The organism is Neisseria gonorrhoeae (assembly GCF_003315235.1).
Lineage (GTDB): Bacteria > Pseudomonadota > Gammaproteobacteria > Burkholderiales > Neisseriaceae > Neisseria > Neisseria gonorrhoeae.
This window is the reverse complement of the sequence record NZ_QNRU01000008.1, coordinates 1-22,038: the sequence shown is the minus strand read 5'-3', so window position 1 is coordinate 22,038 and position 22,038 is coordinate 1. Positions and strand designations below refer to the sequence as shown.

Annotated in this window: 21 protein-coding genes and 9 pseudogenes; 14 read left to right on the top strand and 16 right to left on the bottom strand. The window is 54.4% G+C overall.

Going from position 1 to position 22,038, the window contains the following annotated elements; translation table 11 throughout:
- Nucleotides 1-8: 8 nt before the first annotated feature.
- Nucleotides 9-377 (top strand): hypothetical protein, encoded by a 369-nt coding sequence (locus DFR77_RS12985; protein ID WP_047952879.1) that lies wholly within the window; start codon nucleotides 9-11, stop codon nucleotides 375-377.
- Between the two features lie 375 nt (nucleotides 378-752).
- Here the strand turns inward: DFR77_RS12985 and mutY are convergent, their stop codons facing one another.
- Nucleotides 753-1,793 (bottom strand): A/G-specific adenine glycosylase, encoded by a 1,041-nt coding sequence (gene mutY / locus DFR77_RS05245; RefSeq protein ID WP_012503665.1) that lies wholly within the window; start codon nucleotides 1,791-1,793, stop codon nucleotides 753-755.
- Nucleotides 1,794-1,955: 162 nt separating this feature from the next.
- On the opposite strand from mutY, the gene DFR77_RS05240 reads away from it, so the two are divergent.
- From DFR77_RS05240 to DFR77_RS05235, 3 genes and pseudogenes are all read left to right on the top strand, one after another.
- A complete protein-coding gene (locus DFR77_RS05240) occupies nucleotides 1,956-2,996 on the top strand; it encodes a zinc-dependent alcohol dehydrogenase family protein (RefSeq protein ID WP_003688741.1) in 1,041 nt (346 codons plus the stop codon).
- A gap of 97 nt (nucleotides 2,997-3,093) precedes the next feature.
- Nucleotides 3,094-3,206 (top strand): annotated as a pseudogene (locus DFR77_RS13720) (IS5/IS1182 family transposase); the annotation flags it as partial.
- Nucleotides 3,207-3,216: 10 nt separating this feature from the next.
- Nucleotides 3,217-3,402, top strand: coding sequence for a hypothetical protein (locus DFR77_RS05235; RefSeq protein WP_003688739.1), 186 nt, complete (start codon nucleotides 3,217-3,219; stop codon nucleotides 3,400-3,402).
- Between the two features lie 188 nt (nucleotides 3,403-3,590).
- Here the strand turns inward: DFR77_RS05235 and DFR77_RS05230 are convergent, their stop codons facing one another.
- From DFR77_RS05230 to DFR77_RS13715, 3 genes and pseudogenes are all read right to left on the bottom strand, one after another.
- The gene (locus DFR77_RS05230) at nucleotides 3,591-4,229 is read right to left on the bottom strand and encodes a bifunctional 4-hydroxy-2-oxoglutarate aldolase/2-dehydro-3-deoxy-phosphogluconate aldolase (protein WP_003688737.1); all 639 of its coding nucleotides are present in this window, start codon (nucleotides 4,227-4,229) and stop codon (nucleotides 3,591-3,593) included.
- 208 nt (nucleotides 4,230-4,437) lie between these two features.
- The gene (gene edd / locus DFR77_RS05225) at nucleotides 4,438-6,273 is read right to left on the bottom strand and encodes a phosphogluconate dehydratase (protein ID WP_003691226.1); all 1,836 of its coding nucleotides are present in this window, start codon (nucleotides 6,271-6,273) and stop codon (nucleotides 4,438-4,440) included.
- Nucleotides 6,274-6,356: 83 nt separating this feature from the next.
- A pseudogene (locus tag DFR77_RS13715) lies at nucleotides 6,357-6,466 on the bottom strand (IS5/IS1182 family transposase); the annotation flags it as partial.
- A gap of 326 nt (nucleotides 6,467-6,792) precedes the next feature.
- Here DFR77_RS13715 and zwf point away from each other — a divergent pair.
- The 8 genes from zwf (at nucleotide 6,793) to DFR77_RS05180 (ending at nucleotide 14,724) form a co-directional block, all read left to right on the top strand.
- A complete protein-coding gene (gene zwf, locus DFR77_RS05220) occupies nucleotides 6,793-8,238 on the top strand; it encodes a glucose-6-phosphate dehydrogenase (RefSeq protein WP_003693052.1) in 1,446 nt (481 codons plus the stop codon).
- A 151-nt stretch (nucleotides 8,239-8,389) separates the two neighbouring features.
- Nucleotides 8,390-9,085 carry a 6-phosphogluconolactonase gene (pgl, locus tag DFR77_RS05215; RefSeq protein ID WP_003688731.1) on the top strand — a complete coding sequence of 232 codons (696 nt, stop codon included), beginning with the start codon at nucleotides 8,390-8,392 and terminating at the stop codon, nucleotides 9,083-9,085.
- On the top strand, nucleotides 9,066-10,052 hold the full coding sequence (locus DFR77_RS05210) for a glucokinase (RefSeq protein ID WP_003688729.1): 987 nt from the start codon (nucleotides 9,066-9,068) through the stop codon (nucleotides 10,050-10,052). Before pgl ends, DFR77_RS05210 begins: the two co-directional genes overlap by 20 nt.
- A gap of 48 nt (nucleotides 10,053-10,100) precedes the next feature.
- Nucleotides 10,101-10,949 (top strand): DNA-binding transcriptional regulator HexR, encoded by an 849-nt coding sequence (gene hexR / locus DFR77_RS05205; protein WP_003688727.1) that lies wholly within the window; start codon nucleotides 10,101-10,103, stop codon nucleotides 10,947-10,949.
- 225 nt (nucleotides 10,950-11,174) lie between these two features.
- On the top strand, nucleotides 11,175-12,821 hold the full coding sequence (pgi, locus tag DFR77_RS05200) for a glucose-6-phosphate isomerase (RefSeq protein ID WP_003693054.1): 1,647 nt from the start codon (nucleotides 11,175-11,177) through the stop codon (nucleotides 12,819-12,821).
- 216 nt (nucleotides 12,822-13,037) lie between these two features.
- Nucleotides 13,038-14,051, top strand: coding sequence for a lysozyme inhibitor LprI family protein (locus DFR77_RS14665; RefSeq protein ID WP_003693055.1), 1,014 nt, complete (start codon nucleotides 13,038-13,040; stop codon nucleotides 14,049-14,051).
- A 44-nt stretch (nucleotides 14,052-14,095) separates the two neighbouring features.
- Nucleotides 14,096-14,236 carry a hypothetical protein gene (locus DFR77_RS05185; RefSeq protein ID WP_003688719.1) on the top strand — a complete coding sequence of 47 codons (141 nt, stop codon included), beginning with the start codon at nucleotides 14,096-14,098 and terminating at the stop codon, nucleotides 14,234-14,236.
- A 104-nt stretch (nucleotides 14,237-14,340) separates the two neighbouring features.
- Entirely contained in the window at nucleotides 14,341-14,724 is a 384-nt protein-coding gene (locus DFR77_RS05180) for a type II toxin-antitoxin system HicB family antitoxin (protein ID WP_003691223.1), read from the top strand.
- 83 nt (nucleotides 14,725-14,807) lie between these two features.
- Here DFR77_RS05180 and DFR77_RS14535 read toward each other — a convergent pair.
- The 3 pseudogenes from DFR77_RS14535 to DFR77_RS05170 form a co-directional block, all read right to left on the bottom strand.
- A pseudogene (locus DFR77_RS14535) lies at nucleotides 14,808-14,939 on the bottom strand (DNA helicase UvrD); the annotation flags it as partial.
- 103 nt (nucleotides 14,940-15,042) lie between these two features.
- Nucleotides 15,043-15,207: pseudogene (locus tag DFR77_RS14530) on the bottom strand (DNA helicase UvrD); the annotation flags it as partial.
- Nucleotides 15,186-15,799 (bottom strand): annotated as a pseudogene (locus DFR77_RS05170) (hypothetical protein). The pseudogenes DFR77_RS05170 and DFR77_RS14530, both read right to left, overlap by 22 nt.
- 81 nt (nucleotides 15,800-15,880) lie before the next feature.
- Between DFR77_RS05170 and DFR77_RS14525 the strand changes: the two are divergent.
- Nucleotides 15,881-16,174: a type II toxin-antitoxin system RelE/ParE family toxin gene (locus DFR77_RS14525; RefSeq protein WP_003699970.1), complete on the top strand. Its 294-nt coding sequence runs from the start codon at nucleotides 15,881-15,883 to the stop codon at nucleotides 16,172-16,174.
- Entirely contained in the window at nucleotides 16,171-16,482 is a 312-nt protein-coding gene (locus DFR77_RS05160; protein ID WP_012503658.1) for a HigA family addiction module antitoxin, read from the top strand. The genes DFR77_RS14525 and DFR77_RS05160 overlap by 4 nt, the downstream gene beginning before the upstream one ends.
- 15 nt (nucleotides 16,483-16,497) lie before the next feature.
- Here DFR77_RS05160 and DFR77_RS13325 read toward each other — a convergent pair whose 3' ends face one another.
- The 9 genes and pseudogenes from DFR77_RS13325 to DFR77_RS05115 form a co-directional block, all read right to left on the bottom strand.
- Nucleotides 16,498-16,827 carry a hypothetical protein gene (locus tag DFR77_RS13325; protein ID WP_003691215.1) on the bottom strand — a complete coding sequence of 110 codons (330 nt, stop codon included), beginning with the start codon at nucleotides 16,825-16,827 and terminating at the stop codon, nucleotides 16,498-16,500.
- 98 nt (nucleotides 16,828-16,925) lie between these two features.
- Nucleotides 16,926-19,177, bottom strand: a pseudogene (locus tag DFR77_RS14025) (tail fiber protein).
- A 39-nt stretch (nucleotides 19,178-19,216) separates the two neighbouring features.
- Nucleotides 19,217-19,780: a phage tail protein gene (locus DFR77_RS14020; protein ID WP_003695326.1), complete on the bottom strand. Its 564-nt coding sequence runs from the start codon at nucleotides 19,778-19,780 to the stop codon at nucleotides 19,217-19,219.
- A 328-nt stretch (nucleotides 19,781-20,108) separates the two neighbouring features.
- Nucleotides 20,109-20,666: pseudogene (locus DFR77_RS14015) on the bottom strand (baseplate assembly protein); the annotation flags it as partial.
- Between the two features lie 20 nt (nucleotides 20,667-20,686).
- On the bottom strand, nucleotides 20,687-21,013 hold the full coding sequence (locus DFR77_RS14010; protein ID WP_003688709.1) for a GPW/gp25 family protein: 327 nt from the start codon (nucleotides 21,011-21,013) through the stop codon (nucleotides 20,687-20,689).
- The gene (locus DFR77_RS14660; RefSeq protein WP_010358072.1) at nucleotides 21,010-21,204 is read right to left on the bottom strand and encodes a baseplate assembly protein; all 195 of its coding nucleotides are present in this window, start codon (nucleotides 21,202-21,204) and stop codon (nucleotides 21,010-21,012) included. Before DFR77_RS14660 ends, DFR77_RS14010 begins: the two co-directional genes overlap by 4 nt.
- Nucleotides 21,205-21,289: 85 nt before the next feature.
- A pseudogene (locus tag DFR77_RS14655) lies at nucleotides 21,290-21,589 on the bottom strand (phage baseplate assembly protein V); the annotation flags it as partial.
- Between the two features lie 105 nt (nucleotides 21,590-21,694).
- Complete coding sequence (locus tag DFR77_RS05120) at nucleotides 21,695-21,907, bottom strand: helix-turn-helix domain-containing protein (RefSeq protein WP_002243493.1); 213 nt, start codon at nucleotides 21,905-21,907, stop codon at nucleotides 21,695-21,697.
- Between the two features lie 54 nt (nucleotides 21,908-21,961).
- Nucleotides 21,962-22,038, bottom strand: a pseudogene (locus tag DFR77_RS05115) (IS1595 family transposase); the annotation flags it as partial.

Genomic DNA, 22,038 nt, shown 5'->3' with positions numbered 1-22,038 from the left:
AGTGAATAATGTATGACAAGATGCACAAAAGCTGCCGGTTTTTTGCAGGCAGCTTTTGTTTTATGTTTGGGGCTGTACCGGACAACCGGGTCAAATTTCCATTAGCTCATTATTTTAAAATTGAAATTTTATATTTTATTTCACTGTTGTTAAAACGCTGTTCACATTTCTTCATCGGTTTTATCATTCATCACCTTATTTACGGCTTCTGGAGACAGGGGCTTACCGCATTTGCTGCAGTAATCGATTTTTGGGACAGGGGAAATGCCTTTAAAGAAAGTAAAGCTATCCGACCCGATGCCGACGGAGGTGCCATAATTCATCTTTTGGAATTCGTGGCAATAGGGGCAGATTCCTGCGATGATTATGTAGGATAAAATTATGATACCTCCGAAACTGAAATATATCACAAATATTATTTGCATAATTGTTATTTGCAGAAAATTAGAACCCGTTATCACGTCTTGGATAAATGCCAAAACCACTGTGATTCCGAGAATTAAAAAGAAAAATTTCGGAATCCTCATCCTTTTCTGAAACCTGATTGCGGTATCCATGGCTTTGTCTTTGTCATTTAAGTTTGTGTTCATGTTTTTGACCCTCTTTGTTTCTAAAATCCTTTTTAAATTGCCGACTTTTTCCGTTCCAAATGTCCCATTTGAACATTATCCCGCTGCCTAAAATACGACCCAAATTCATCGGTTGTTCTTGCTGCGATACCTGCTAACAACAGTTCAACGGGTTTATTTTGTTTATTCTAACCTATTACCGTTTAAATAAATTTCCAAAGGCTTGGGCAGGCCGTAATCTTTCAAATGGCCCGGCTTTATCCAAATGCCGTCTGAATGGTGTTCGGACGGCATTTGCCCTTCAAACGGCGTAATCATCAGCAGCCGGTGCGTCAGGCGGTGGGTCAGGGCGGTTTGTTCGTCCATATCCGCCATCGTCAGGGAGAGTTTGGCGGCAAAGTCGGAAAGCCCGTTCAAACTTTCAAAACACGGCACGCAATACAGTCCGCCCCAAATGCCTTTGGCGGTGCGTTTTTCCAGCAAGATTGCGCCGTCCCGGTTGCGGACAATCAGCCAGTAAAGCGGCAGGGTTTGCACTTCGAGGGCAGTTTTTTTACGCGGCAGCTCGGCGGTGCGGTTTTGCTTTTTTGCTTCGCAGATGTCCGCCATAGGGCATTGACGGCACAAGGGTTTCGTCCGTTTGCACACGGTCGCGCCCAAATCCATCAAACCTTGCGTGTAAGTAGGCATATCGGCGTTTTCAGACGGCATCAGGCTTTCGGCAAGTGTCCAGAGCGAGTTTTCAAATTTTTTATCTTGCGGATTGCCGTCTTGGGCAAAAACACGGCAGAGAACGCGTTTGACGTTGCCGTCCAAGATGGTTTCTCGTCGGTTGAAAGCAAAGGCAGAAATGGCGGCGGCGGTGCTTCTGCCTACGCCGCAGAGCGTTTCCAAGTCTTTGCGCTCCGATGGAAACGTACCGCCGAATTGTCCGACGATTTGTTGCGCGGCTTTGTGCAGATTGCGCGCGCGGCCGTAATAGCCCAAGCCCGCCCACAACGACAACACTTCGTCTTGCGGCGCGGCGGCAAGCGTCTGAACGGTCGGGAATTTTTCCAAGAAACGCGGATAGTAGTCCAACACGGCGGCGACCTGCGTTTGCTGGAGCATGATTTCGGAAAGCCAGACGCAATAAGGGTTTTTGACCTGCCAAGGGAGGTGGTGGCGACCGTGTTGTTTTTGCCAGCGGATGAGCCGTTCGGAGAAGGGGATGGGTGTGTTCATTAATATCAATCGGTGGTTTTATTTATATTTAAAACAGTATGTTATTGTATAAAATTGTGAAAATAATTCTTATTGACTTATTTTTTGTAGGGGCATATAACTCATATAAAGAAACTTTATTGTGGTATTGAAATTATTTATCAACAAGCAAGGAGTATCAGCATGAAAGCAATGGTTTATCACGGCGCAAACGACATCCGTTTTGAAGAAAAACCCCGCCCGCAGATTATCGATCCGACCGATGCGGTGGTGAAAATCGTCAAAACCACGATTTGCGGTACCGACTTGGGTATTTGGAAAGGCAAAAACCCCGAAGTCGCCGACGGTCGTATCCTCGGTCATGAAGGCATCGGTATTGTAGAAGAAGTCGGCGAGGCTGTAAAAAACATCAAAGTCGGCGATAAAGTCATTATTTCATGCGTCAGCAAATGCTGCACTTGCGACAACTGCAAAATCCAACTTTATTCGCACTGCCGCAACGGCGGCTGGATTTTGGGCTATATGATTGACGGCACGCAGGCCGAATACGTCCGCACGCCTTATGCCGACAACAGCCTCGTGCCGCCGCACGACAACGTCAACGAAGAAATCGCCCTGCTGTTGAGCGACGCTTTACCGACCGCCCACGAAATCGGCGTGCAATACGGCGATGTGAAACCCGGCGATACCGTATTCATCGCAGGTGCCGGCCCTGTCGGTATGTCCGCCTTGTTGACCGCCCAACTGTATAGCCCTGCCGCCATTATCGTGTGCGATATGGACGAAAACCGTTTGAAACCGGCGAAAGAGTTGGGCGCGACCCATACCATCAGCCCCGCTTCCGGCGACGTCTCCAAACAAGTTTTCGCCATCGTCGGCGAAGACGGCGTAGATTGTGCCATCGAAGCGGTCGGTATCCCTGCAACTTGGAATATGTGCCAAGACATCGTGAAACCCGGCGGTCATATCGCCGTCGTCGGCGTACACGGTCAATCCGTTGATTTCAAACTGGAAAAACTGTGGATTAAAAATCTTGCCATCACTACCGGTTTGGTCAATGCCAACACCACCGAAATACTGATGAAGGCAATTTTCAGCAGCTCAGTGGATTACACCAAAATGTTGACCCACCGTTTCAAATTCAGCGAATTGGAAAAAGCCTACGACGTGTTCAAACACGCCGCCGAAAACCAAGCGATGAAAGTGGTTTTGGAAGCGGATTAATCGCCGTTGAATCAGTTGTTTTTTAAGCGGATGCCGTCTGAACGTGTTTCAGACGGCATTTTTTCAGCCGTGTAAAACGGGCTGTTCCTGATCAATCAGGTATAGTGGATTAAATTTAAATCAGGACAAGGCAACGAAGCCGCAGACAGTAAAATAGTACGGCAAGGCGAGGTAACGCCGTACTGGTTTAAATTTAATCCACTATATTTAAGGGGGATTAATGGGATATTTTGGTGGGAACGGCGGTTATTTGAAACGAAAACAGCCGAAAAACCTGTGGTTGGATGTCGGCTGTTTGAAGAAAAGGAATTTTGCAAAGGTCTCTGAGCGTTATTTTTTAACGACGGTTAACTTGTTAGTTTCAGCCGCTCATCACGGCATTTTACCGATAGGGCGATTTTTATGACTAATTGATAAATATATTATAATTATTTTTTCGTCATAGGTCTCCGCATATCGCGCGTCATTCGCATTGTTCTGGAGATGGATGGGCATTTTAGGGGCGGTGCTGCTGTGTATGCCGACTGAGTCGCCAAGCGGCAAAATGCCGTCTGAGACTGGAAAGGGCTTCAGACGGCATTTTTACGATGCGGTTCAGGCTTTGGGTTTCAATGCCGCCGCTTCTTTGGCGAGGCGGGTGATGGTGTCCCAGTCTTTGTTTTTTACAGCTTCTTTCGGTGTCAGCCAAGAGCCGCCGACGCATAAGACGTTGGGCAATGCCAAGTAATCGGGCGCAGTGGCGAGGCTGATGCCGCCGGTCGGGCAGAAGCGTACGTCGGCGTAAGGTCCGTAGAGGGCTTTGAGCATCGCTTTGCCGCCAACGACTTCGGCAGGGAAGAGTTTGAGTGTGTCGATGCCGTGTTCCAAAGCCAGTTGGACTTCGCCCGGAGTGGCAACGCCGGGAATCAGGGGAATGCCGCTGTTGCGGCCGGCTCTGGCGAGGGATTCGTGCAAACCCGGGCTGATGGCGAAAACCGCGCCTGCGTCTTCGACGGCTTTGAGCTGTTCGGGATTGGTTACCGTACCTGCGCCGACGATGGCGTTGGGCACTTCTTTGGCAATCAGGCGGATGGCCTCGAGTCCGACGGGGGTGCGCAAGGTAATTTCGAGGGTGGGGATGCCGCCTTCGACAAGGGCGCGGGACAAATCGACGGCGGTGCTTAAGTCGTCAATCGCCATCACAGGCACAACTGCGCCGGCGGTCAGGATTTCGCGGGGGGTCAGTTTGGACATTTCGGTTCTCCAAGTGGGGGGTGTCGTTTTTGTTGAGGTCAAACGGGATGGGGGGGTTAAGTTTTCAGACAACCTTTGGGGTAAAACATTCTGATGTTGCTTGGGTTTTGTTCGCGGGCAAAGCTCACGCTACGTCTGCATCTATTTTAAACGGCTTCAATAATTTTTCAGACGGCCTTCTGTTTTAAAAGGCCGTCTGAAACGCGCATCAGGCAAATTCTCCGCCGAAGCTCATCGCACCGGTTTCCGCACTGCTGGTCATACTGCGGAAGCCGGCGAAGAGTTCGCGGCCGCAGCCTTGTTGGTTCGCGCCCAAATCGATGCGCTCGACTTCTCGGACGTTCCATTCGGCCTCGTTAATCAGGACGTTGAGTTCGCCGGTAACGGAGTCGAAGCGAATCAGGTCGCCGGTACGGATTTTGGCGATGTTGCCGCCCATCAGGGCTTCGGGCGTCATGTGGATGGACGCGGGCACTTTGCCTGACGCGCCGGACATACGGCCGTCGGTCAGCAGCGCCACTTTGAAGCCGCGGTCTTGCAGGATGCCCAAAGGCGGGGTCAGTTTGTGCAATTCGGGCATACCGTTGGCACGCGGGCCTTGGTAGCGGACGACGCAGATAAAATCGCGTTCCAACTCGCCGCGTTCAAATGCCGCCAACACTTCGCGCTGGTCGTTGAACACGATGGCGGGTGCTTCGATGATGCGGCAGCCTTCGCGTACGGCTGACACTTTAACCACGCCGCGTCCGATGTTGCCTTTCATCAGGCGCAGACCGCCGTCCGGGGAGAACGGATTGTCGGCTTTACGCAGGATGTCGTCGTTGCCGCTGGTCTCGGGGGCTTCGCGCCATTCGAGTTTGCCGTCGATGAGGAAAGGCTCTTTAGTGTAGTGGCGCATACCGTGTCCGACGACGGTATCGACATCGTCGTGCAATAAGCCTGCGTCCAGCAATTCGCGGATAACGAAAGGCAGGCCGCCTGCTGCGGTAAAGTGGTTCACGTCGGCTTTGCCGTTGGGATACACGCGGATGAGCAGCGGGATGATGGAAGAAATTTCGTCGAAGTCGTCCCAGTTCAAAATCACGCCTGCGGCGCGCGCCATAGCGACGAGGTGCATGGTGTGGTTGGTCGAGCCGCCGGTCGCCATCAAACCGATCAGGGCATTGATGAAGGATTTTTCGGTCAACATTTCGCCCAAAGGTTTAATCGTGCCGTTTTTGATGCCGCGCGCGAGGTGTCCGGCGGCGTAGCGGGTCAGGGCTTCGCGCAGGTCGGTATAGGGGTGGACAAAGGCGGCGGCAGGCAGGTGTACGCCCATCATTTCCATCATCATTTGGTTGGAGTTTGCCGTGCCGTAGAAAGTGCAGGTGCCCGGGCTGTGGTAAGAACCCATTTCGCTTTTCAAAAGTTCGTCGCGTCCGACTTTGCCTTCGGCGAAAAGTTGGCGGGTACGGGCTTTTTCTTTATTGCCGATGCCGCTGGACATCGGGCCTGCCGGAACGAAGATACCGGGAATATGACCGAACGAAAGCGCACCTATCATCAGACCCGGAACGATTTTGTCGCACACGCCCATAAACAGGCTGCCGTCAAACATTTGGTGCGACAGCCCGACGGCGGTACTCATCGCAATCACGTCGCGGGAAAACAGCGACAATTCCATGCCGGCGTAGCCTTGCGTGATGCCGTCGCACATGGCAGGCGTGCCGCCGGCGACTTGTGCGGTCGCGCCGTTTTTTTGTGCTTCGTCTTTGATTTGGTCAGGGAAGTCTTTAAACGGCTGGTGTGCGGAAACCATGTCGTTGTAGGCAGTGATGATGCCTAAGTTGGGGACGGTTTCCTGAAGCATTTCAATTTTGATGCTTTTGGGCATGGCGGCATAGCCGTGCGCCAAATTGCTGCAGCCGAGCTGGTTGCGCTCTAAGCGTCCCATTTGTTTGGCACTGCGGATTTTCGCCAGATATTTTTCACGCGTCGGACGGCTGCGTTCGATAATGCGCCCGGTGATTTCGGCGAGTTTGGGGTGGATAGGAGTGTGGTTCATGTTCGGTCTCCTGGCGGAACGGGGTGGTATTGGGGATTTGTTTGTGCGTTTCTGATTTTTGTATCGGGTATGTTAGACGGTGAGTATAGTGGATTAAATTTAAACCGGTCCGGCGTTGCCTCGCCTTGCCGTACTATTTGTACTGTCTGCGGCTCGCCGCCTTGTCCTGATTTAAATTTAATTCACTATATTTTAAAAGGTACGCCGTCTGAAAGTGGGAAGCGGGTGCTATTATAGTACAAAATTTGTAATTTTGTTACAAAAAAATCAGACATTGAAAAGAAATTTGATTTAAATCGCAGAATCTTCTGATTGTTGTAACGGAATAGGGGAAACCTGCCTGATTTTTGGACTAGGTCAAATAAATTGTAAAAATGGGAATAGACAAAAAGTGTAGCGGTGTGTAGTATTACTACTCATTATGCCGCCTGCCTTTGTTTCCGATATTGCGATGCTGCGTGATGGAAAAAACAGGTTTCAGACGGCATCGAAAAAATCCTTTCCTGACGAGATAATGCGATGAGTACACAGACAAATTTTGATTTGGTGTTGTTCGGTGCGACCGGCGATTTGGCAATGCGCAAACTTTTGCCCTGCCTGTATCAGGCGCATGTTGCCGGTCTGCTTCATCCCGAAGGGCGTATTTTGGGGGTCAGCCGCAGCGAGTTGGATACCGAAGGTTTTCTGGCGAAGGTGGAAACCAGTTCCAAAATCCATGTGAAAGAAAATTTTTCCGGTGAGGCGTGGGCTTCGTTTGTTGAACGTCTCGCATATCTCAAAGTCGATGTTACGCAGCCGGACGATTTTGCCGCTTTGGGCGATTTGGTCAAAGCACGCAAAGAAACCGACAACGTCGTCATCTATCTGTCCACCGCGCCGAAATTCTTCGCGCAAGCCTGCGAAAACCTTGCTGCGATCGGTTTGAATGCCGACAATGTGCGCGTGGTTTTGGAAAAACCGCTGGGTACGGATTTGGCTTCTTCCCAACAAATCAATACCGATGTGGCGCGTTATTTCAAAGAAGGGCAAATTTACCGCATCGACCACTACCTTGGCAAAGAAAGCCTGCAAAACCTGCTTGCGCTGCGTTTTGCCAATGTAATGTTCGAGCCGCTGTGGAACAATAAATACATTGAAAGCGTGCAGCTGACCATCGCCGAACAGCTCGGTGTGGAAGAGCGCGGTGAGTTTTACGACATTACCGGCGCGTTGCGCGATATGGTGCAAAACCATTTGATGCAGATGCTGTGCATGACTGCGATGGAAGCCCCCGCCGGCTTGGATGCCGACGCGGTGCGCGATGAAAAAGTCAAAGTCATCAAGTCATTGAAGCCGCTGACCATCGAATCTGTCAATGAAAATGTCGTGCGCGGACAATATACCGCTGCCAAAGGCATGAACGGCTATCTTGAAGAAATCAACGTTCCGCAAGACAGCTTTACCGAAACCTACGTCGCCATTAAAGCCGAAATCGAAAACGAACGCTGGAAGGGCGTTCCCTTCTACCTGCGTACCGGCAAACGCATGGCGGGCAAAGTGGCGGAAATCGTTTTGAACTTCCGCCCGCTGCAAAACCATATTTTCGACAACAGCCAAACCGCGCCGAACCGTTTGGTTATCGAGCTTCAACCGAATGAATCCGTCCGCCTTTACACGCAGGTGAAAACCCCGGGTGCGGGCAACAAAGTGGAAGTAACGCCTTTGGGCGTGGATTTGGGCAAGGCCGTTGAAGGCCGCCGCGCCGAGGCTTACGAACGCCTGCTGTTGGATGTGATTAACGGCAAACTCGCTTTGTTCAACCGCCGCGACGAACTCGAAGCCGCGTGGGAATATGTGATGCCGATTTTGGAAAACTGGGCAAATAACACCACGCCGCCGCACGGTTACGGCGCACACTCTTGGGGCCCTGAAGCCGCCCGCGAACTGTTGGCGCGCGACGGCAACAAGTGGCACGAAGAACAGTAATGCGCTTCAGACGGCATCGGGTTCGCAATGCCGTCTGAAGGAGGGCGGGGCAGAAAAAGCAGTCCCGCTTCGAGGCGGAAGCGGCTAAGCCATTGCCCGGCAGCCGCCCTGTAACGGGATATGCCGTCTGAAATCACAAAAGGACACAAATATGTTTGTTTGGCACGAATACGAAAATGCGGCAGAAGCGGCGCAGTCTTTGGCTGACGCAGTGGCGGATGCTTTGCAGGGCGCACTGGACGAGAAGGGCGGTGCGGTGTTGGCAGTTTCCGGCGGACGTTCGCCGATTGCATTTTTCAACGCCCTGTCGCAAAAAGATTTGGATTGGAAAAACGTCGGAATTACCTTGGCAGATGAACGCATCGTGCCGACCAACCACGCCGACAGCAATACCGGTCTGGTGCGCGAATACCTGTTAAAGAACAAAGCCGCTGCGGCAGTGTGGATTCCTATGGTGGAAGACGGAAAAACTGAAACCGAATTACATCCCGATGCTGTTGTCGATTATGCGCTGAAACATTACAAGCAGCCCGATGTTTTGATTTTGGGTATGGGAAACGACGGGCATACGGCTTCGATTTTCCCAAAAGCTCCGCAGTTTCAGACGGCAATCGACGGTTCGGCAGGTGTCGCGCTGGTGCATACCACGCCCGTTACCGCGCCGCACGAGCGCATCAGCATGACTTTGGATGCGATTGCCCATACTGGGCATGTATTTTTGGCGATACAGGGCGAAGAGAAAAAAGCCGTGTTCGACCAAGCCGCACAAGGCGAAAACCGCGAATATCCGATCAGCCTCGTTTTGAACCATCAAGGAGTGAACTGCCATGTCTTCTACGCCGAATAAACACGCCGATTACCCGAGGCTGGTTGCCGACATCGGCGGCACAAACGCCCGTTTCGCATTGGAAACCGCGCCGTGCGTGATTGAGAAAGTCGCCGTCCTGCCGTGTAAGGAATACGACACGGTTACCGACGCGGTGCGTGCCTATCTGAACCAAAGTGGTGCAACGGGCGTACGGCACGCGGCATTTGCCATCGCCAACCCGATTTTGGGCGACTGGGTGCAGATGACCAACCACCATTGGGCGTTTTCCATCGAAACCACCCGTCAGGCTTTGGGGCTGGACACCCTCATCCTTTTGAACGACTTTACCGCGCAGGCATTGGCGGTAACGCAGACTTCAAGCAAAGACCTGATGCAGGTAGGCGGGCAAAAGCCTGTCGAATTCGCCCCCAAGGCCGTTATCGGCCCCGGTACCGGCTTGGGCGTGAGCGGATTGGTGCACAGCCCCGCAGGCTGGGTGGCGTTGGCGGGCGAGGGCGGGCATACCAGTTTCCCGCCGTTTGACGATATGGAAGTGTTGATTTGGCAGTACGCCAAAAACAAATACCGCCACGTTTCCGCCGAACGTTTCCTCAGCGGCGCAGGTTTGAGCCTGATTTATGAAACGCTGGCGGCCAAGCAGAAAGCCGAACCGGCAAAACTGATGCCGTCTGAAATCACCGAAAAGGCATTAAATTGCGAATCGCCCCTGTGCCGGCAGGCATTGGACATTTTTTGCGCGATGCTGGGCACGGTCGCTTCCAACCTCGCCCTGACTTTGGGCGCGCGCGGGGGCGTGTATTTGTGCGGCGGCATTATCCCGCGAATGTTGGATTACTTCAAAACCTCCCCCTTCCGCAGCCGCTTTGAAAACAAAGGGCGTTTTGAAGCCTACCTTGCCGCGATTCCCGTTTATGTCGTCTTGAGCGAATTTCCGGGTATTGCCGGCGCGGCGGCGGCGCTCGGCAACCACCTGAAAAACGTCTAACCACGGCAGCCCTTGCAGCAGGGCCGCATTATCGAAGGGCATATCATTATGTTAAGCAAAATCAGCGAATCACTGGCCGACCTGTCCGGTGCGGAACGCAAAGTTGCCGAATGCGCCTTGGCAGAACCCAAGTGGTTTGTCCACGCCGCCGTCGCCGAAATCGCCGACCGCGCCTCGGTCAGCCAGCCGACCGTCATCCGGTTCTGCCGCAGCCTCGGTTATAAGGGGCTGCCGGAATTCAAGCTCTCCCTGTCCGCCAGCATCGGGCACGAAGGTATGCCTTATGTCCACGAAGAACTCAATGCCGACGACGATATGGCGAATGTGGTTGAAAAAGTGTTGGGCAACGCCGCCGCAGCCTTGTTGGGGGAGAGGAGGTTCTTAAAAGAATCCGAACTCGAAAACGGCATCGCCACCCTGATGCACGCCCGCCGCGTCGAATTTTACGGCGTGGGCAATTCCGGCATTGTGGCACAGGACGCGCAGCACAAATTTTTCCGTTTCGGCATGTCCACCGTCGCCTATGTCGATACGCACACGCAACTGATGGCGGCATCCGTTTTGAGCGATCAGGATGTTTTGGTTGCCATTTCCAACACGGGTTCGTCTATCGAACTTTTGGATGCGGTCAGCATCGCCAAAGAAAACGGCGCGTCCGTCATCGCACTGACCCGCAACGATTCGCCTCTGGCGCAACTTGCCGACTGCGTGTTGAGCGTTGCCACACAGGAAAACGCCGAACTCTACACGCCCATGGTTTCCCGCCTCTTGCAGCTTGCCGTCATCGATATTCTCGCCATCGGACTTGCCCTGCGCTTGGGCGATGCTGCCAGCCTGCAATTGCAGAAAAGCAAAAAAAGCATACACAACAAGCACATCGATTACGACAAAGACTGATGTTCAGACGGCATCCCGCCAATGCCGTCTGAACGGCCGGACAGGCTCCGGCAAGCCTTTTATCAGAATTTCCTTAATGGCGGAAACCCCGCCCTTTAAGGCGGCAGGGTTCGGGTTTGCCGCAACCCCTTCCAAATCGGGGCGGTACGCAGGGTTGCGCCTTATGTGCGCATCGATGTGCGGAAACGCCCCCCGTCACGGAAAACCTCAATCGGGAGCATACAGATGAAACACCTTCACGACTTACCGGCCTGGTCAAAATTGTGGAACCACTTTGACGACAGCAAAACATTGCATATGCGCGAAATGTTCGAGCAAGACCCGCAGCGGGCGGAACGCTACTGGCTGCAAGTCGGCGGACTGACGCTGGACTACTCCAAAAACCGCATCAACGACGAAACCATGTCCCTACTGTTCGAGTTGGCGCGTGAAGCAGGCGTGCCGGAGCGGATGCGGCAGATGTTCCACGGCGAAAAAATCAATACCACCGAAAACCGCGCCGTCCTGCATGTCGCCCTTCGCAACCGCACCAATTCGCCGATTATGGTTGACGGTGAAGATGTGATGCCCAAAGTCAACCGCGTTTTGCAACGTATGGGCGAATTTGCACACGAAGTCCGCAGCGGAAGCTGGCTGGGCTATACCAACCAAGTCATTACCGACGTTGTCAACATCGGCATCGGCGGATCGGATTTGGGCCCGCTGACGATGTGTACCGCGCTCAAACCTTTCGGTCATCCGCCCCTCAATATGCACTTCGTCTCCAACGTGGACGGCTCGCAACTGCGCGACGTATTGTCCAAAGTCCACCCAGAAACCACGCTGTTCATCATCGCCTCCAAAACATTTACCACGCAGGAAACGCTGACCAACGCGCTAACCGCGCGCGAATGGTTTTTGAATCATGCGGGTGACGAAGAAGCCGTTGCCAAACACTTCGCCGCCGTTTCCACCAATCGAAAAGCCGTCGCCGAATTCGGCATCGACATCGCCAATATGTTTGAATTTTGGGATTGGGTCGGCGGTCGGTACAGCCTGTGGTCCGCCATCGGATTGCCGATTATGCTGTATCTCGGCGAAGAAAACTTCATCGAAATGCTCAACGGCGCGCACCTGATGGACCAACACTTCATCAACACCCCGCTCGAGCGCAACCTGCCCGTCATCCTCGCCCTCATCGGCATCTGGTATATCAACTACTACGGTGGCGGCAGCCACGTCATCGCGCCTTACGACCAACATTTGCACCGCCTGCCCAAATTCATCCAGCAGCTCGATATGGAAAGCAACGGCAAACAGGTTACGTTGGACGGCAAAGCAGTCGGACACGAAACCTCGCCGATTATCTGGGGAGAAACGGGCATTAACGGTCAGCACGCCTTCTTCCAACTGCTGCATCAAGGCACGCACATCACCCCCATCGACCTGATTGCCTCGCTTGAAAAACGCAGCAACCTGCCCGGACACCACGAAATCCTGCTTGCCAACGTCTTTGCACAAGCAGAAGCCTTTATGTGCGGCAAAACCCCCGACGAAGTCCGCGCCGAACTCAAAGCGCAGGGTATGGATGAGGCGCGCATCGAAGAGCTGGTTCCGCACAAAACCTTCTCCGGCAACCGCCCGACCAACCTCATCCTGATGGATAAGGTCAACCCCCGCAATATGGGCAGCCTGATTGCCATGTACGAACACAAAACCTTCGTCCAAGGCATCATTTGGGGCATCAACAGCTTCGACCAGTGGGGCGTGGAACTCGGCAAACAACTGGCTAAAACCATTTTGGGCGAACTGACAGGCGAAACCGAACCTCAAAAACACGACAGCTCGACCGAACGCCTGATTAACCTCTACCTGCAGACCAACCGCAAATAAAACCTGCGGAAAAATGCCGTCTGAACGCCGACCGTTTCAGACGGCATTTTTATCGAACAGGAAAACCGTCGGTAAATTTGCAGGGCGTGTGCAATCCCGATATGGCGGTTTGCATAAATTTAAACATATATGTTCCGCAGCCATGTACTTCAAGTGCCGTAGCGTGTGTGGAAATACGCAACAGACAGTCCGTGTTTGGACGGCAAAGGAAATCTAATGAAAAAAAATTTACCCGCACTGGCATTGGCAAGTATGCTGATTTTGTCGGGCTGCGACCGTTTGGGAATAGGCAACCCGTTTTCCGGAAAGGAAATTTCCTGCGGAAGCGAAGAGACTAAAGAGATTTTGGTCAAACTGGTCCGCGACAATGTCGAAGGTGAAACCGTCAAAACTTTTGACGACGACGCATTCAAAGACCAAGCATTTGCCGATATCGGCATATCGCATATCCGCAGAATGGTCGAACGTTTGGGCATAACCGTCGATGAAGTCCGAACTACCGAGAAAACCGACACGTCCAGCAAACTCAAATGTGAAGCCGCGTTAAAACTGGACGTGCCCGACGATGTTGTCGATTATGCCGTCGCCGCCAACCAATCTATAGGCAACAGCCATAAGAAAACGCCCGACTTTTTTGAACCCTACTACCGCAAAGAAGGCGCGTATTATGTCAAAACTATTTCTTACAGCGTCCAGCCGACAGACGACAAAAGCAAAATCTTTGCCGAACTCAGTCAGGCACACGATATCATCCATCCGCTCAGCGAGCTGGTGTCTATGGCACTGATTAAAGAGCCGTTGGACAAAGCGAAACAAAGGAACGAAAAACTTGAAGCGGCAGAAGCCACCGCGCAGGAAGCGAGGGAGGCAGAAGAAGCGGCGGCGCAGGAGGCATTGGGTCGGGAGCAGGAAGCCGCCCGCGTATCCGAATGGGAAGAACGCTACAAGCTGTCGCGCAGCGAGTTCGAGCAGTTTTGGAAAGGATTGCCTCAAACTGTACAGAATAAGCTGCAAGCCTCGCAGAAAACATGGAAAAGCGGTATGGACAAGATCTGTGCCAACAATGCGAAAGCCGAAGGTGAAACGCCAAACGGCATAAAAGTCAGTGAGTTGGCGTGTAAAACGGCAGAAACCGAAGCACGCTTGGAAGAGCTGCACAACCGTAAAAAAGCCCTTATCGACGAAATGGTCAGGGAAGAGGACAAGAAAGAACTGCCAAAGCGGCTCTGAACAGCGCGGTTCAGGCACTGCCCGCCGATATTGCCGAAACCGTTATGCCCCAGTACCGCAACTGGCAAAACGGTTTGGGTGCCAAATGCGCCGACGGCGACGAATACGGGGTGGCACAATCTGACTGCCGTACCAGAGAAATCAATGCGAAAACCAAAGAAATCCAAGGTTATCTGATTGACTGAAACTTGGATGCGGGAATGTCGGCGGCTTTTGCGTTTTTGTCGTTTTTAAATCCCCTTCGTTGCGTTTGGACTTTGCCGATACCGCATATCCGAGAAAGGAAGTAATGATTTACTATCCCGCCGTGCTGTTCCAAGACCCCGATCAAAGCAACTGGGGCGTGATTATTCCCGATCTGCCGGGCTGCTATCCTGTCGGCGATACGGTTGCCGACGCGCTTGCCGATGCCAAAGCCGCCGCAATGTTCCATCTCGAAGGGCTTTTGCAGGAAAACCTGCCGATTCCCGAGGCGCAAAGCATAGAGGTTAATCGGGACAATCCCGATTATGCCGATGCGGTGTTGTGGACGATGGTTGAAGCGGACGATGCCGCATTAACCGGACAGGTGCGGTTTAACGTCAGTTGGCCGCAACATATCCTCAACCGTGTCGATGCCTGCACTGCCGCCCGTCATGAAACCCGAGCGGTTTTTTGGCGAAAGCCGCCTTAAAGGCGATGCAGCCTTAACTTTCAGCCCGATTTTTTCGGGCTTTTTTATTGCCGATGCCGTCTGAATGCGGCGCGGCGGCAATTTTACCGCGTATCCCTTTCATTGGCGGCGCGGCTTTGGTTGAACCGCGCGTCGTGCTGCCTGCCTTTCAGTTCGCTGATATACGCCTGCCGGCAGTGGTGGCGGTCGAAAAATACGCCGTTGATCAGGGTATATATAGTGGATTAACAAAAACCGGTACGGCGTTACCTCGCCTTGCCGTACTATTTGTACTGTCTGCGGCTTCGCCGCCTTGTCCTGATTTTTGTTAATCCACTATAAAATCTTCCAGCGGGTTTTGGGTTGTTGGGCGAGCCGCGCGCCGCGATAGGTGCGACTTGAGAGGGTTTCGTCTGCCGCGCCGCCGGTTATAGCGTTGAACAGTTGGTCTATGGCCACTAGTAGATGATAAATATATTCTCTCAGCCGACGTTTAGCGCCCATTCTTTGATTTCCCTTTCTAACGCATCTAATGCTGGCGCGGTTTCGATGGTATTTAATCTATCTTCAAGTTGCTGCCGCTTTCCGATAATCGCGTCGACGGCAACGGCCAGGCGGGCGGGTTTTTCGACAACCTTTCCAATCAAAACGTCCAATTCTATGCCCCTTGCGGCGGCGATTTGCGCCAGCATCGGGGTCGGGGCGTCGTTGTCCGCCTGCCACGCGAGGGTTTCTTTTTCCTGCCTGTAAAAGCTGTCGATTTCCACTTGGGGATAGCCCGCCAAGAGGCTGTTTTGAGTTCGTCCGCCTTTTCCGCGAGGCTGAATGCCAAGGCGGTTTTTTGTTTGGCGAAACGGGAGTTGGCGAAACGGGCGGCGGCTTTGCTGATTTTCCATTTTTTGCCGTCCCATTCGTGGTACTCGGACGGGCGCGGCGGGGTTAAAACGGGGCGGCCGTCGGAATCGGCGGCAATTTGCCCGCCCTGCGCCTGTCCTGCGAAGAGGGCGGCGTATTCTTCGCCGCCGACGGCAACCGCGCCTTCGGGGACGCTGCCCAATGTGTCGTCGTAAAAGCCGTTTTTGAAATAGATGGTCATTTCGGGGTTTCCTTTTTTGTATATCGTCGCTTTGCAATCAAATAAAAGTTTTGTATCCTTTGGCGATACAGACGGGGTGGGATGATGATTGTTTCTTTCAAACACAAAGGGCTTGAACGCTTTTTTAAAACAGGCTCGCTATCGGGCATCCAAGCCGGGCATTCCGTCAAACTGAATCTGCTTCTAACCGCGCTGAATGCCGCGCAAACGCCTTCGGATATGGCTGTGCCGAGTTGGAATCTTCATCCCCTCAAGGGCAGTTTGTCGGGACATTGGGCGGTTCAAAGTCAACGGAAATTGGCGTTTGACTTTTCGTTTCAACGACGGCAATGTCGAAGTTGTCGATTATCAGGATTATCACTAGGAATAATATGAAAATGCACAATCCTGCCCACCCGGGCCTTGTTTTAAAAGAGTATATTAACGGCGCAAGCATTACCGATATAGCGAAACGCCTGGGTGTCAGCCGGGTTGCCTTATCGCGCATTGTCAACGCCCAATCTTCGATTACGCCCGAGATGGCGGTTCGTTTAAGCCAACTGCTCAACACTTCGCCTGATTTTTGGCTGAATATGCAGGCCGGTTATGATTTGTGGCAAATCAGGCAACGCAAAACTTTTGATATTGCGCCCTTATTTCCCGAACCGCCTTTGTCTTCGATGAAAACAGGTGCAAGGACTTAACCCTGCGGCCGCTGCTTATCGGGCGCGCCCGGCTATCCTTTCCCGCGCGGTTTCGGCCGTGCGGTTTTTATTGCCGATGCCGTCTGAAGGAGTCGGCGGCTTTTTGCGCGGTTGTTCCCGCCTTTCGTCACTCCCCAACTCTTCGTCATTCCCGCGCAGGCGGAAATCTAGGGCGTTCGGTTTCGGTTTTTTCTGATAAACCGCCTTAACGTTGTGGGTCTGGATTCCAGCCTGCGCGGGAATGACGGCGGTCGGGTTATTCTTTCCGATAGATTCCTGCCGCGTTTGGGTTCCGGATTCCCGCTTTCGCGGGAATGGCGAAGAGTGGCAGGATTGGCGGGGCATAGGTTTCGCAGGATTGGCGGCGCGGCCGGTTTCGGTCGGATTGCTTGGATCGGTGGGCTGAAGCCCGTCTCTACAGCCTGCCCTGCCGCCCGCTAGTCTTACGACCCCACGGGGAAGTCGAGGCCTCGGTGGCGGCGGGGGTTTCGGAGTCCGGTTGATGATCTTCCACTCTCTCTTTGCGGTTCTTCATCGATTTCAGGTATTTCGGGGACTATCGGGGTGGGGCTGGCGGCGTTTCCCGAGGCGGATTTGCCGATGGCCATCCAGTCGCAACTGCTTTCGTACCAGTTGGTAATAATGGCGGCGGCGTGGTTTTTTGCGCGGATAAACAGCCAGTTGTGTTGCCTTTCGCCGTTGACGCGTCCCGAATGGCGTTCGGATACGAAGCATTTGACGTTGCCGTCGGCAAAGGCGATGGGGAAGACAACTTCGTTTCCTATGGGGCTGCCGCCTCTTGCAAACCTGTAACTGCCGGTCTGTATCATTGTGCCGTCGGGGAATCTGACAATATCCACGCCGCCGATGGTTTGGCGTGTGAATTGCGCGGCAACGGCGGCGCTGATTTTTTCGTCCAGCCCTTGGATTTGGGCGGTGGTGTGGGTGTGGTCGCGGTCGGCTTTTTCCTGCAAACCTTGCGCCAGCCTTGACGCGTCCAGTGCGCCGACGTTGGCGGTTTCGCCGTGGGACTTTATCCGGAACACGGCTTCGCCCAAGGTGTCGGCGGCTTTGATGCACAGTTTTAAAACCAGGGCTTTGGGGCGGTTTTCTGCGCCGCCCGTTGCCATTTTGCTGTCCAATCGCGGGGTTAAAAAGCCGTTGTCGTTTAAGTCGCCGTCCGTCCAAGTCGATACGAGCGCGCTTCTTTGCCTTTCATTGCGGTCTTCGTAACCGACGGCGGCGGCGTCTGGGTGGTTTGCCCAGTGTGAAAATACTTTGTGGACGTGCCGTTTGATTTCGTCTTCCTGCTTCGTTCCGACCGCCAAGCCGTTGCCCGCGTTGCGGATAAAGCGGTCTTCCGCCTGCGGGACGTTTTGGATGCGTCCGTATTTTTCGGTCAGCAGGCGGTAAAGTTCGGGATAAGCCGATTCGGTTACGCGCTCTCGGATGTCGTCAAACGCCAGCCAGCCCGTCTGGATTTGGTCGGACGGAAACCACGCGGTGATGCCGATGTCGGTACGGGTCAGGTCGGGCAGTTTGTTTGTGTTGCCCAGGGCGCGGTAAAGGTCGAGAAGGTGTTTTGTGCAAAGATCGTGCCGTCGGCTTTGAGATAGCCTGCGGGGTTTCGGACGGCTTTGGGAAAGGACACGATCGCGCCGGCGGGGATGCCTTCCGAATTGAGTTTTTTCCACGCGCTCCAGTCGTCGTTTGCGCTGCTGGTCTGGTAGCGTTCGTACACGTCGGACGTGTAGGCGGGATAGCCCAACTGCCTGCACCAGCCGGGTTGCGTGCCGGCGATGACTTGGATATGGCAGGCGGTGTTTTCAACGGGCAGGTTCGAGCTGCCGACCGCCGTCGGCAGGGAATAGACGCCGTCGGTTTTGAGGCTGTTCAAATCGCCCCGGAATGTTTCGACTTTGAAGTTGCCGATGCCGTAGCCGGACAGCGTGTTCGGTTTGCCTTCGATGTCTTCGTTGAAACGCGGTTTGTTGGCTTTGTGGAAGATGTCGTGGTTGTTGTAGGAAATGCGGTTATTTGCGCCGTGCAGGCGCAGGGTGTCGTCGCCGAAGACGATGTGGGCGTTTTCGTTATCCGCGCCGATATAGGCTTTGTAGCCGCCGTTTCAGTGCGTCGGGTTGGCGGACAGCCGGATGCCGCTTTGGAATTGTGTTTCGGCGGTAAAGGTTTTTTGGCCGGTAACGGTTTGGTTGTCGGAGAGGGAGACTTTGAGGTCGGCGGTCGCGGCGGCGGCGCGGGCTTGGTCGAGCGCGGTTTTGACGGCTTTGGGGGTGGCGGCGGTGTCTTCGGCTTCGCTAATGGCATTGTCTAATCGGACGATGCCGGCGCGGTCGGTGCGTGCGGTGTCGATGGCGTGGGTGTGGCCGTTTTTTGGGACGGTGTTTTGGCTTGTTGCGGTGATTTGCCCGGGCGCGCCCAGTGCGATGGTGCGGCTTTGGGCAAGGCTGCCGCCGCCCGTCAGTCCGTCGCCTGCGTTGACGGCGGTGCTTGCGGCGGCTTTGGTGTCGGATGCCGTCTGAAGGGCTTCGGTTTGGTTTTTGAGCAAAAGGGTGCGGTTGGCGAGGGCTTGCAGTGGTTGGTTGACGGGCGCGCCTGGGCCGACGACGACGCTGTCGCCGGGTTCGATGAGGCGGACGGCTTGGTCGAATTGGTTTTGTTCGGTTGCGTTTGCCATTTTGGGGCTTCCTTTTGTTTGTTGATTTTCGGGGGCGCGTTATGTCGTGCCGAAACCGTATTCGCCGTTAAAGCGGATTTTGCCGTTCCAGCGGTGGGGATGGTTGCGGTAGTCGAGCGCGGTAAGTTCGCACCGCAAGGGGGCGATTTCCGCCAACATGGCGCGGATGCGGGCGGTTTGGCGGATGCTGACGGGGCGCGTTAAGACAATGCGGTATTCCGCCCAGTCACCCTCGCGCCTGCCGAATGTGCGGCTGCCGTCGAACAAGACCGAGCCGTCCCACTTGAACTCGCCGTCGCGTTCGATAATTTGGATTTCGCCCAGCCGCAAGATGGGGAAGAGGGCGCGGATGGCGTACGGCGTGCCTTTTCGGGCGTGGATTTCGGCAAAGCCTGCGATGAGGTTGCGGCGGGCTTCGTCGGTTTCGGCAAAGTCCCAGCCCTCTTCCGTGCCGATGCTTCTTGCGAAGGCGTGAAAGGGTAAAAATCCGGGGTCGCATCGGGCGGGGTCGAGTTGGCGGGAGACGGCGGCAGTTTCGCGTTCTGTCAGCTTTGCCAGTGCGTGTTGCAGGGGGCTGTTGTTCGCGGGGACGGTGCTGTTCATTTATTCGCGCTCGAGCGTGGACGTGATTCGGATGTATTCGCCGTTGCCGCATTCGATGTCGGCAGCGGGGCTGTGCAGTGTGATTTTTTTTCACGCCGGGGGTGTCTAACGCGCCGATGATTTTAGACAGGGCGACGGATGCGCCGATGTGGGCGTTTTGCCGCCATAGGTTATCCAAGGCTTCGCAGGCGGTCTGCCGTTCGGCTTGAATATTGGCGGCGGGGTGGTATTCGGCGGAATACTCTACTGCCGCGTCTTTGGGTTGGGCGGCGGTTACTTGCACGTTGTCGCAAAGGGGGCGGCGTGTTTCGGCGGGCAGGTATTCGCGCGCGGCGGTCAAAATGGTTTCGTCGGGCGTGCCGCTTTGGGTTTTGATGTAAACCTCCACCGTGCCGACGGCGCGGCGCACGGCGCGGGCGTGTGTGATTTGGGGGTGTGCGTCGATGGCGTGGGCTTCGTATGCGGTGCGCGGCCCGGCGGCGTATTTTTCGGGATGGGCTTGGACGCGGGCGCGGAATGCGTCGTCGGTTTCGTATTCGGCGGCAACCGGCGGGTTCGCGTCGGGGTCGGCGGCGCGGATGGTTTTGCGTGAAAGTCCGTATTGGGCGGCGATGTGGTCGAGGTCGCTGCCTTGTGCGTATGCCAAGAGGTTGGCTTTGACGGCTTCGTTGATGCGGTTGCGGACGAGCAGCTCTTGATAGGCTTGCTGTTGCAGGTCGATGGTTAGGGGTTCTGATTCTAATTCGAGGGTTTGGGCGACGGTTTCGCGGATGCTTTCGGGACATAGGGCGGTGAGGGCGGCTTTTTTGCGCGCGAAGATGCCCTCAAAGTCGGTTTCTTCGATGGCGGCGGGCGCGGGGAGTTGGCTTAATCGGCTGTTTCCCATTGTTTATCCTGTTGTTTTTATTATTTGATGCGGTAGGTTCGTTCGCCGCCGTCGGCAAGGGTTACGTCTAGGGTTAATTTGATTTTGCCGGCGGCGAGGTCGGCGGTGTCTGCCTGTATGCGGCGGACGGTTATGCGGGGTTTCCATCTTGCGAGGGCGGTAACGGCGGCTTGGTGGATGAGGGCGATGGCGGCGTGACCGGCGGGCATATCGATCAAGTCGGGAATAAAACTGCCGTATTCTTCGCGCATCAGCCGCGTTCCTATTCTTGTGAACAGGATGTTGCGGATGGATTGGGCGATGTGGGCGAGGGTGTCTTGCCCGCGTCCGTTTTCTGCGTCGGTCATTGGGGTTTTTCCGTTGTACCGCCGGAGTCGTCGGGGTGGGTGTGCTCGGACAGGCTGCCGCCTTGGCCGTTCATGCCATTTTGGTAGGTCAGCAGCCCTTGGGCGGTGGTGGTTTGGTTGACGGTCAGGTGTCCGGTTATGGTGGTTTGGGGGGTGTCGATGGTCAGGCTTGTAACGGCTTTTAATTCCATCGCGCCGCTGTTGTGGTTGTAGCAGATGAAATCGGACGACGGTTTCGGCGGGGTCGGCGGACGGGGCGGGGTATCGGTCGGAGGCTTGGCAGCATAAAACTACGCCGTTCTCGGGTTCGCCGGCAGGGGATAAGATGGTGCAGGCTTCGCCGACACTTGGGATGCGCCATACTGACACGCCGCCTGCAAAGGGGACGATATAGGGCAGCCAGTCGGTGGTAATGCCGCCGTGTTGTGCGCGGACGCGGGGTCGGTGTCGGCGATGGTGGCGGGTTTGATGAGGTTGTCTATTTGGCGGTCGGTCATTTCTGTCTCGTCTTGATGTGGGAAACCGCCCCGTAATGGCGGAACGGGGCGGCTTTTGCCGTTTCCGGCAGGCTTCCAACAGAGTGAGGTTATTTTGGGGCGGCGGCGAGGTGGGGGCAAGCGGTGTAGGGCTTGGTTGTGGTTTTTAGGTTTGGGGGTGGGTAAAAAATGCCGTCTGAAGGTTTCAGACGGCGTTTGTTTTTTCTATCCAATCGAGGAACTGCCGCCATTTTTCCAGCGGCATATCGGCCCGCCGCGTTTCGGTATCGGGTTCGGCTTCCCAGCGGCCTACCTGTATGTAGTGCTTCACCCCGACGATTTGCGCCAACTCGGCCTGTGTCAGTTTGCAGCGGTTGCGCAGGGTGCGAAGGTTGTAAGGCGTGTAGCCGAGTTCCATGTCGTTGCGGTTTATTTTGTTTCGCATATTTTTTGTGGCTGTACTAGATTATCCCTAAATTCCACACCGATCCCGCAGGATTTTTAGCTGCCGGGACGGTGTGCCGAAGTTAAGTCGAAATTCGCATTCCC

Coding starts and splice junctions, on each gene's coding strand:
- DFR77_RS12985 (WP_047952879.1), top strand. CDS start 9: ATGTATGACAAGATGCACAAAAGCTGCCGGTTTTTTGCAGGCAGCTTT.
- mutY (WP_012503665.1), bottom strand. CDS start 1,793: ATGAACACACCCATCCCCTTCTCCGAACGGCTCATCCGCTGGCAAAAA.
- DFR77_RS05240 (WP_003688741.1), top strand. CDS start 1,956: ATGAAAGCAATGGTTTATCACGGCGCAAACGACATCCGTTTTGAAGAA.
- DFR77_RS05235 (WP_003688739.1), top strand. CDS start 3,217: ATGGGATATTTTGGTGGGAACGGCGGTTATTTGAAACGAAAACAGCCG.
- DFR77_RS05230 (WP_003688737.1), bottom strand. CDS start 4,229: ATGTCCAAACTGACCCCCCGCGAAATCCTGACCGCCGGCGCAGTTGTG.
- edd (WP_003691226.1), bottom strand. CDS start 6,273: ATGAACCACACTCCTATCCACCCCAAACTCGCCGAAATCACCGGGCGC.
- zwf (WP_003693052.1), top strand. CDS start 6,793: ATGAGTACACAGACAAATTTTGATTTGGTGTTGTTCGGTGCGACCGGC.
- pgl (WP_003688731.1), top strand. CDS start 8,390: ATGTTTGTTTGGCACGAATACGAAAATGCGGCAGAAGCGGCGCAGTCT.
- DFR77_RS05210 (WP_003688729.1), top strand. CDS start 9,066: ATGTCTTCTACGCCGAATAAACACGCCGATTACCCGAGGCTGGTTGCC.
- hexR (WP_003688727.1), top strand. CDS start 10,101: ATGTTAAGCAAAATCAGCGAATCACTGGCCGACCTGTCCGGTGCGGAA.
- pgi (WP_003693054.1), top strand. CDS start 11,175: ATGAAACACCTTCACGACTTACCGGCCTGGTCAAAATTGTGGAACCAC.
- DFR77_RS14665 (WP_003693055.1), top strand. CDS start 13,038: ATGAAAAAAAATTTACCCGCACTGGCATTGGCAAGTATGCTGATTTTG.
- DFR77_RS05185 (WP_003688719.1), top strand. CDS start 14,096: ATGCCCCAGTACCGCAACTGGCAAAACGGTTTGGGTGCCAAATGCGCC.
- DFR77_RS05180 (WP_003691223.1), top strand. CDS start 14,341: ATGATTTACTATCCCGCCGTGCTGTTCCAAGACCCCGATCAAAGCAAC.
- DFR77_RS14525 (WP_003699970.1), top strand. CDS start 15,881: ATGATGATTGTTTCTTTCAAACACAAAGGGCTTGAACGCTTTTTTAAA.
- DFR77_RS05160 (WP_012503658.1), top strand. CDS start 16,171: ATGAAAATGCACAATCCTGCCCACCCGGGCCTTGTTTTAAAAGAGTAT.
- DFR77_RS13325 (WP_003691215.1), bottom strand. CDS start 16,827: ATGCCCCGCCAATCCTGCCACTCTTCGCCATTCCCGCGAAAGCGGGAA.
- DFR77_RS14020 (WP_003695326.1), bottom strand. CDS start 19,780: ATGAACAGCACCGTCCCCGCGAACAACAGCCCCCTGCAACACGCACTG.
- DFR77_RS14010 (WP_003688709.1), bottom strand. CDS start 21,013: ATGACCGACGCAGAAAACGGACGCGGGCAAGACACCCTCGCCCACATC.
- DFR77_RS14660 (WP_010358072.1), bottom strand. CDS start 21,204: ATGGAATTAAAAGCCGTTACAAGCCTGACCATCGACACCCCCCAAACC.
- DFR77_RS05120 (WP_002243493.1), bottom strand. CDS start 21,907: ATGGAACTCGGCTACACGCCTTACAACCTTCGCACCCTGCGCAACCGC.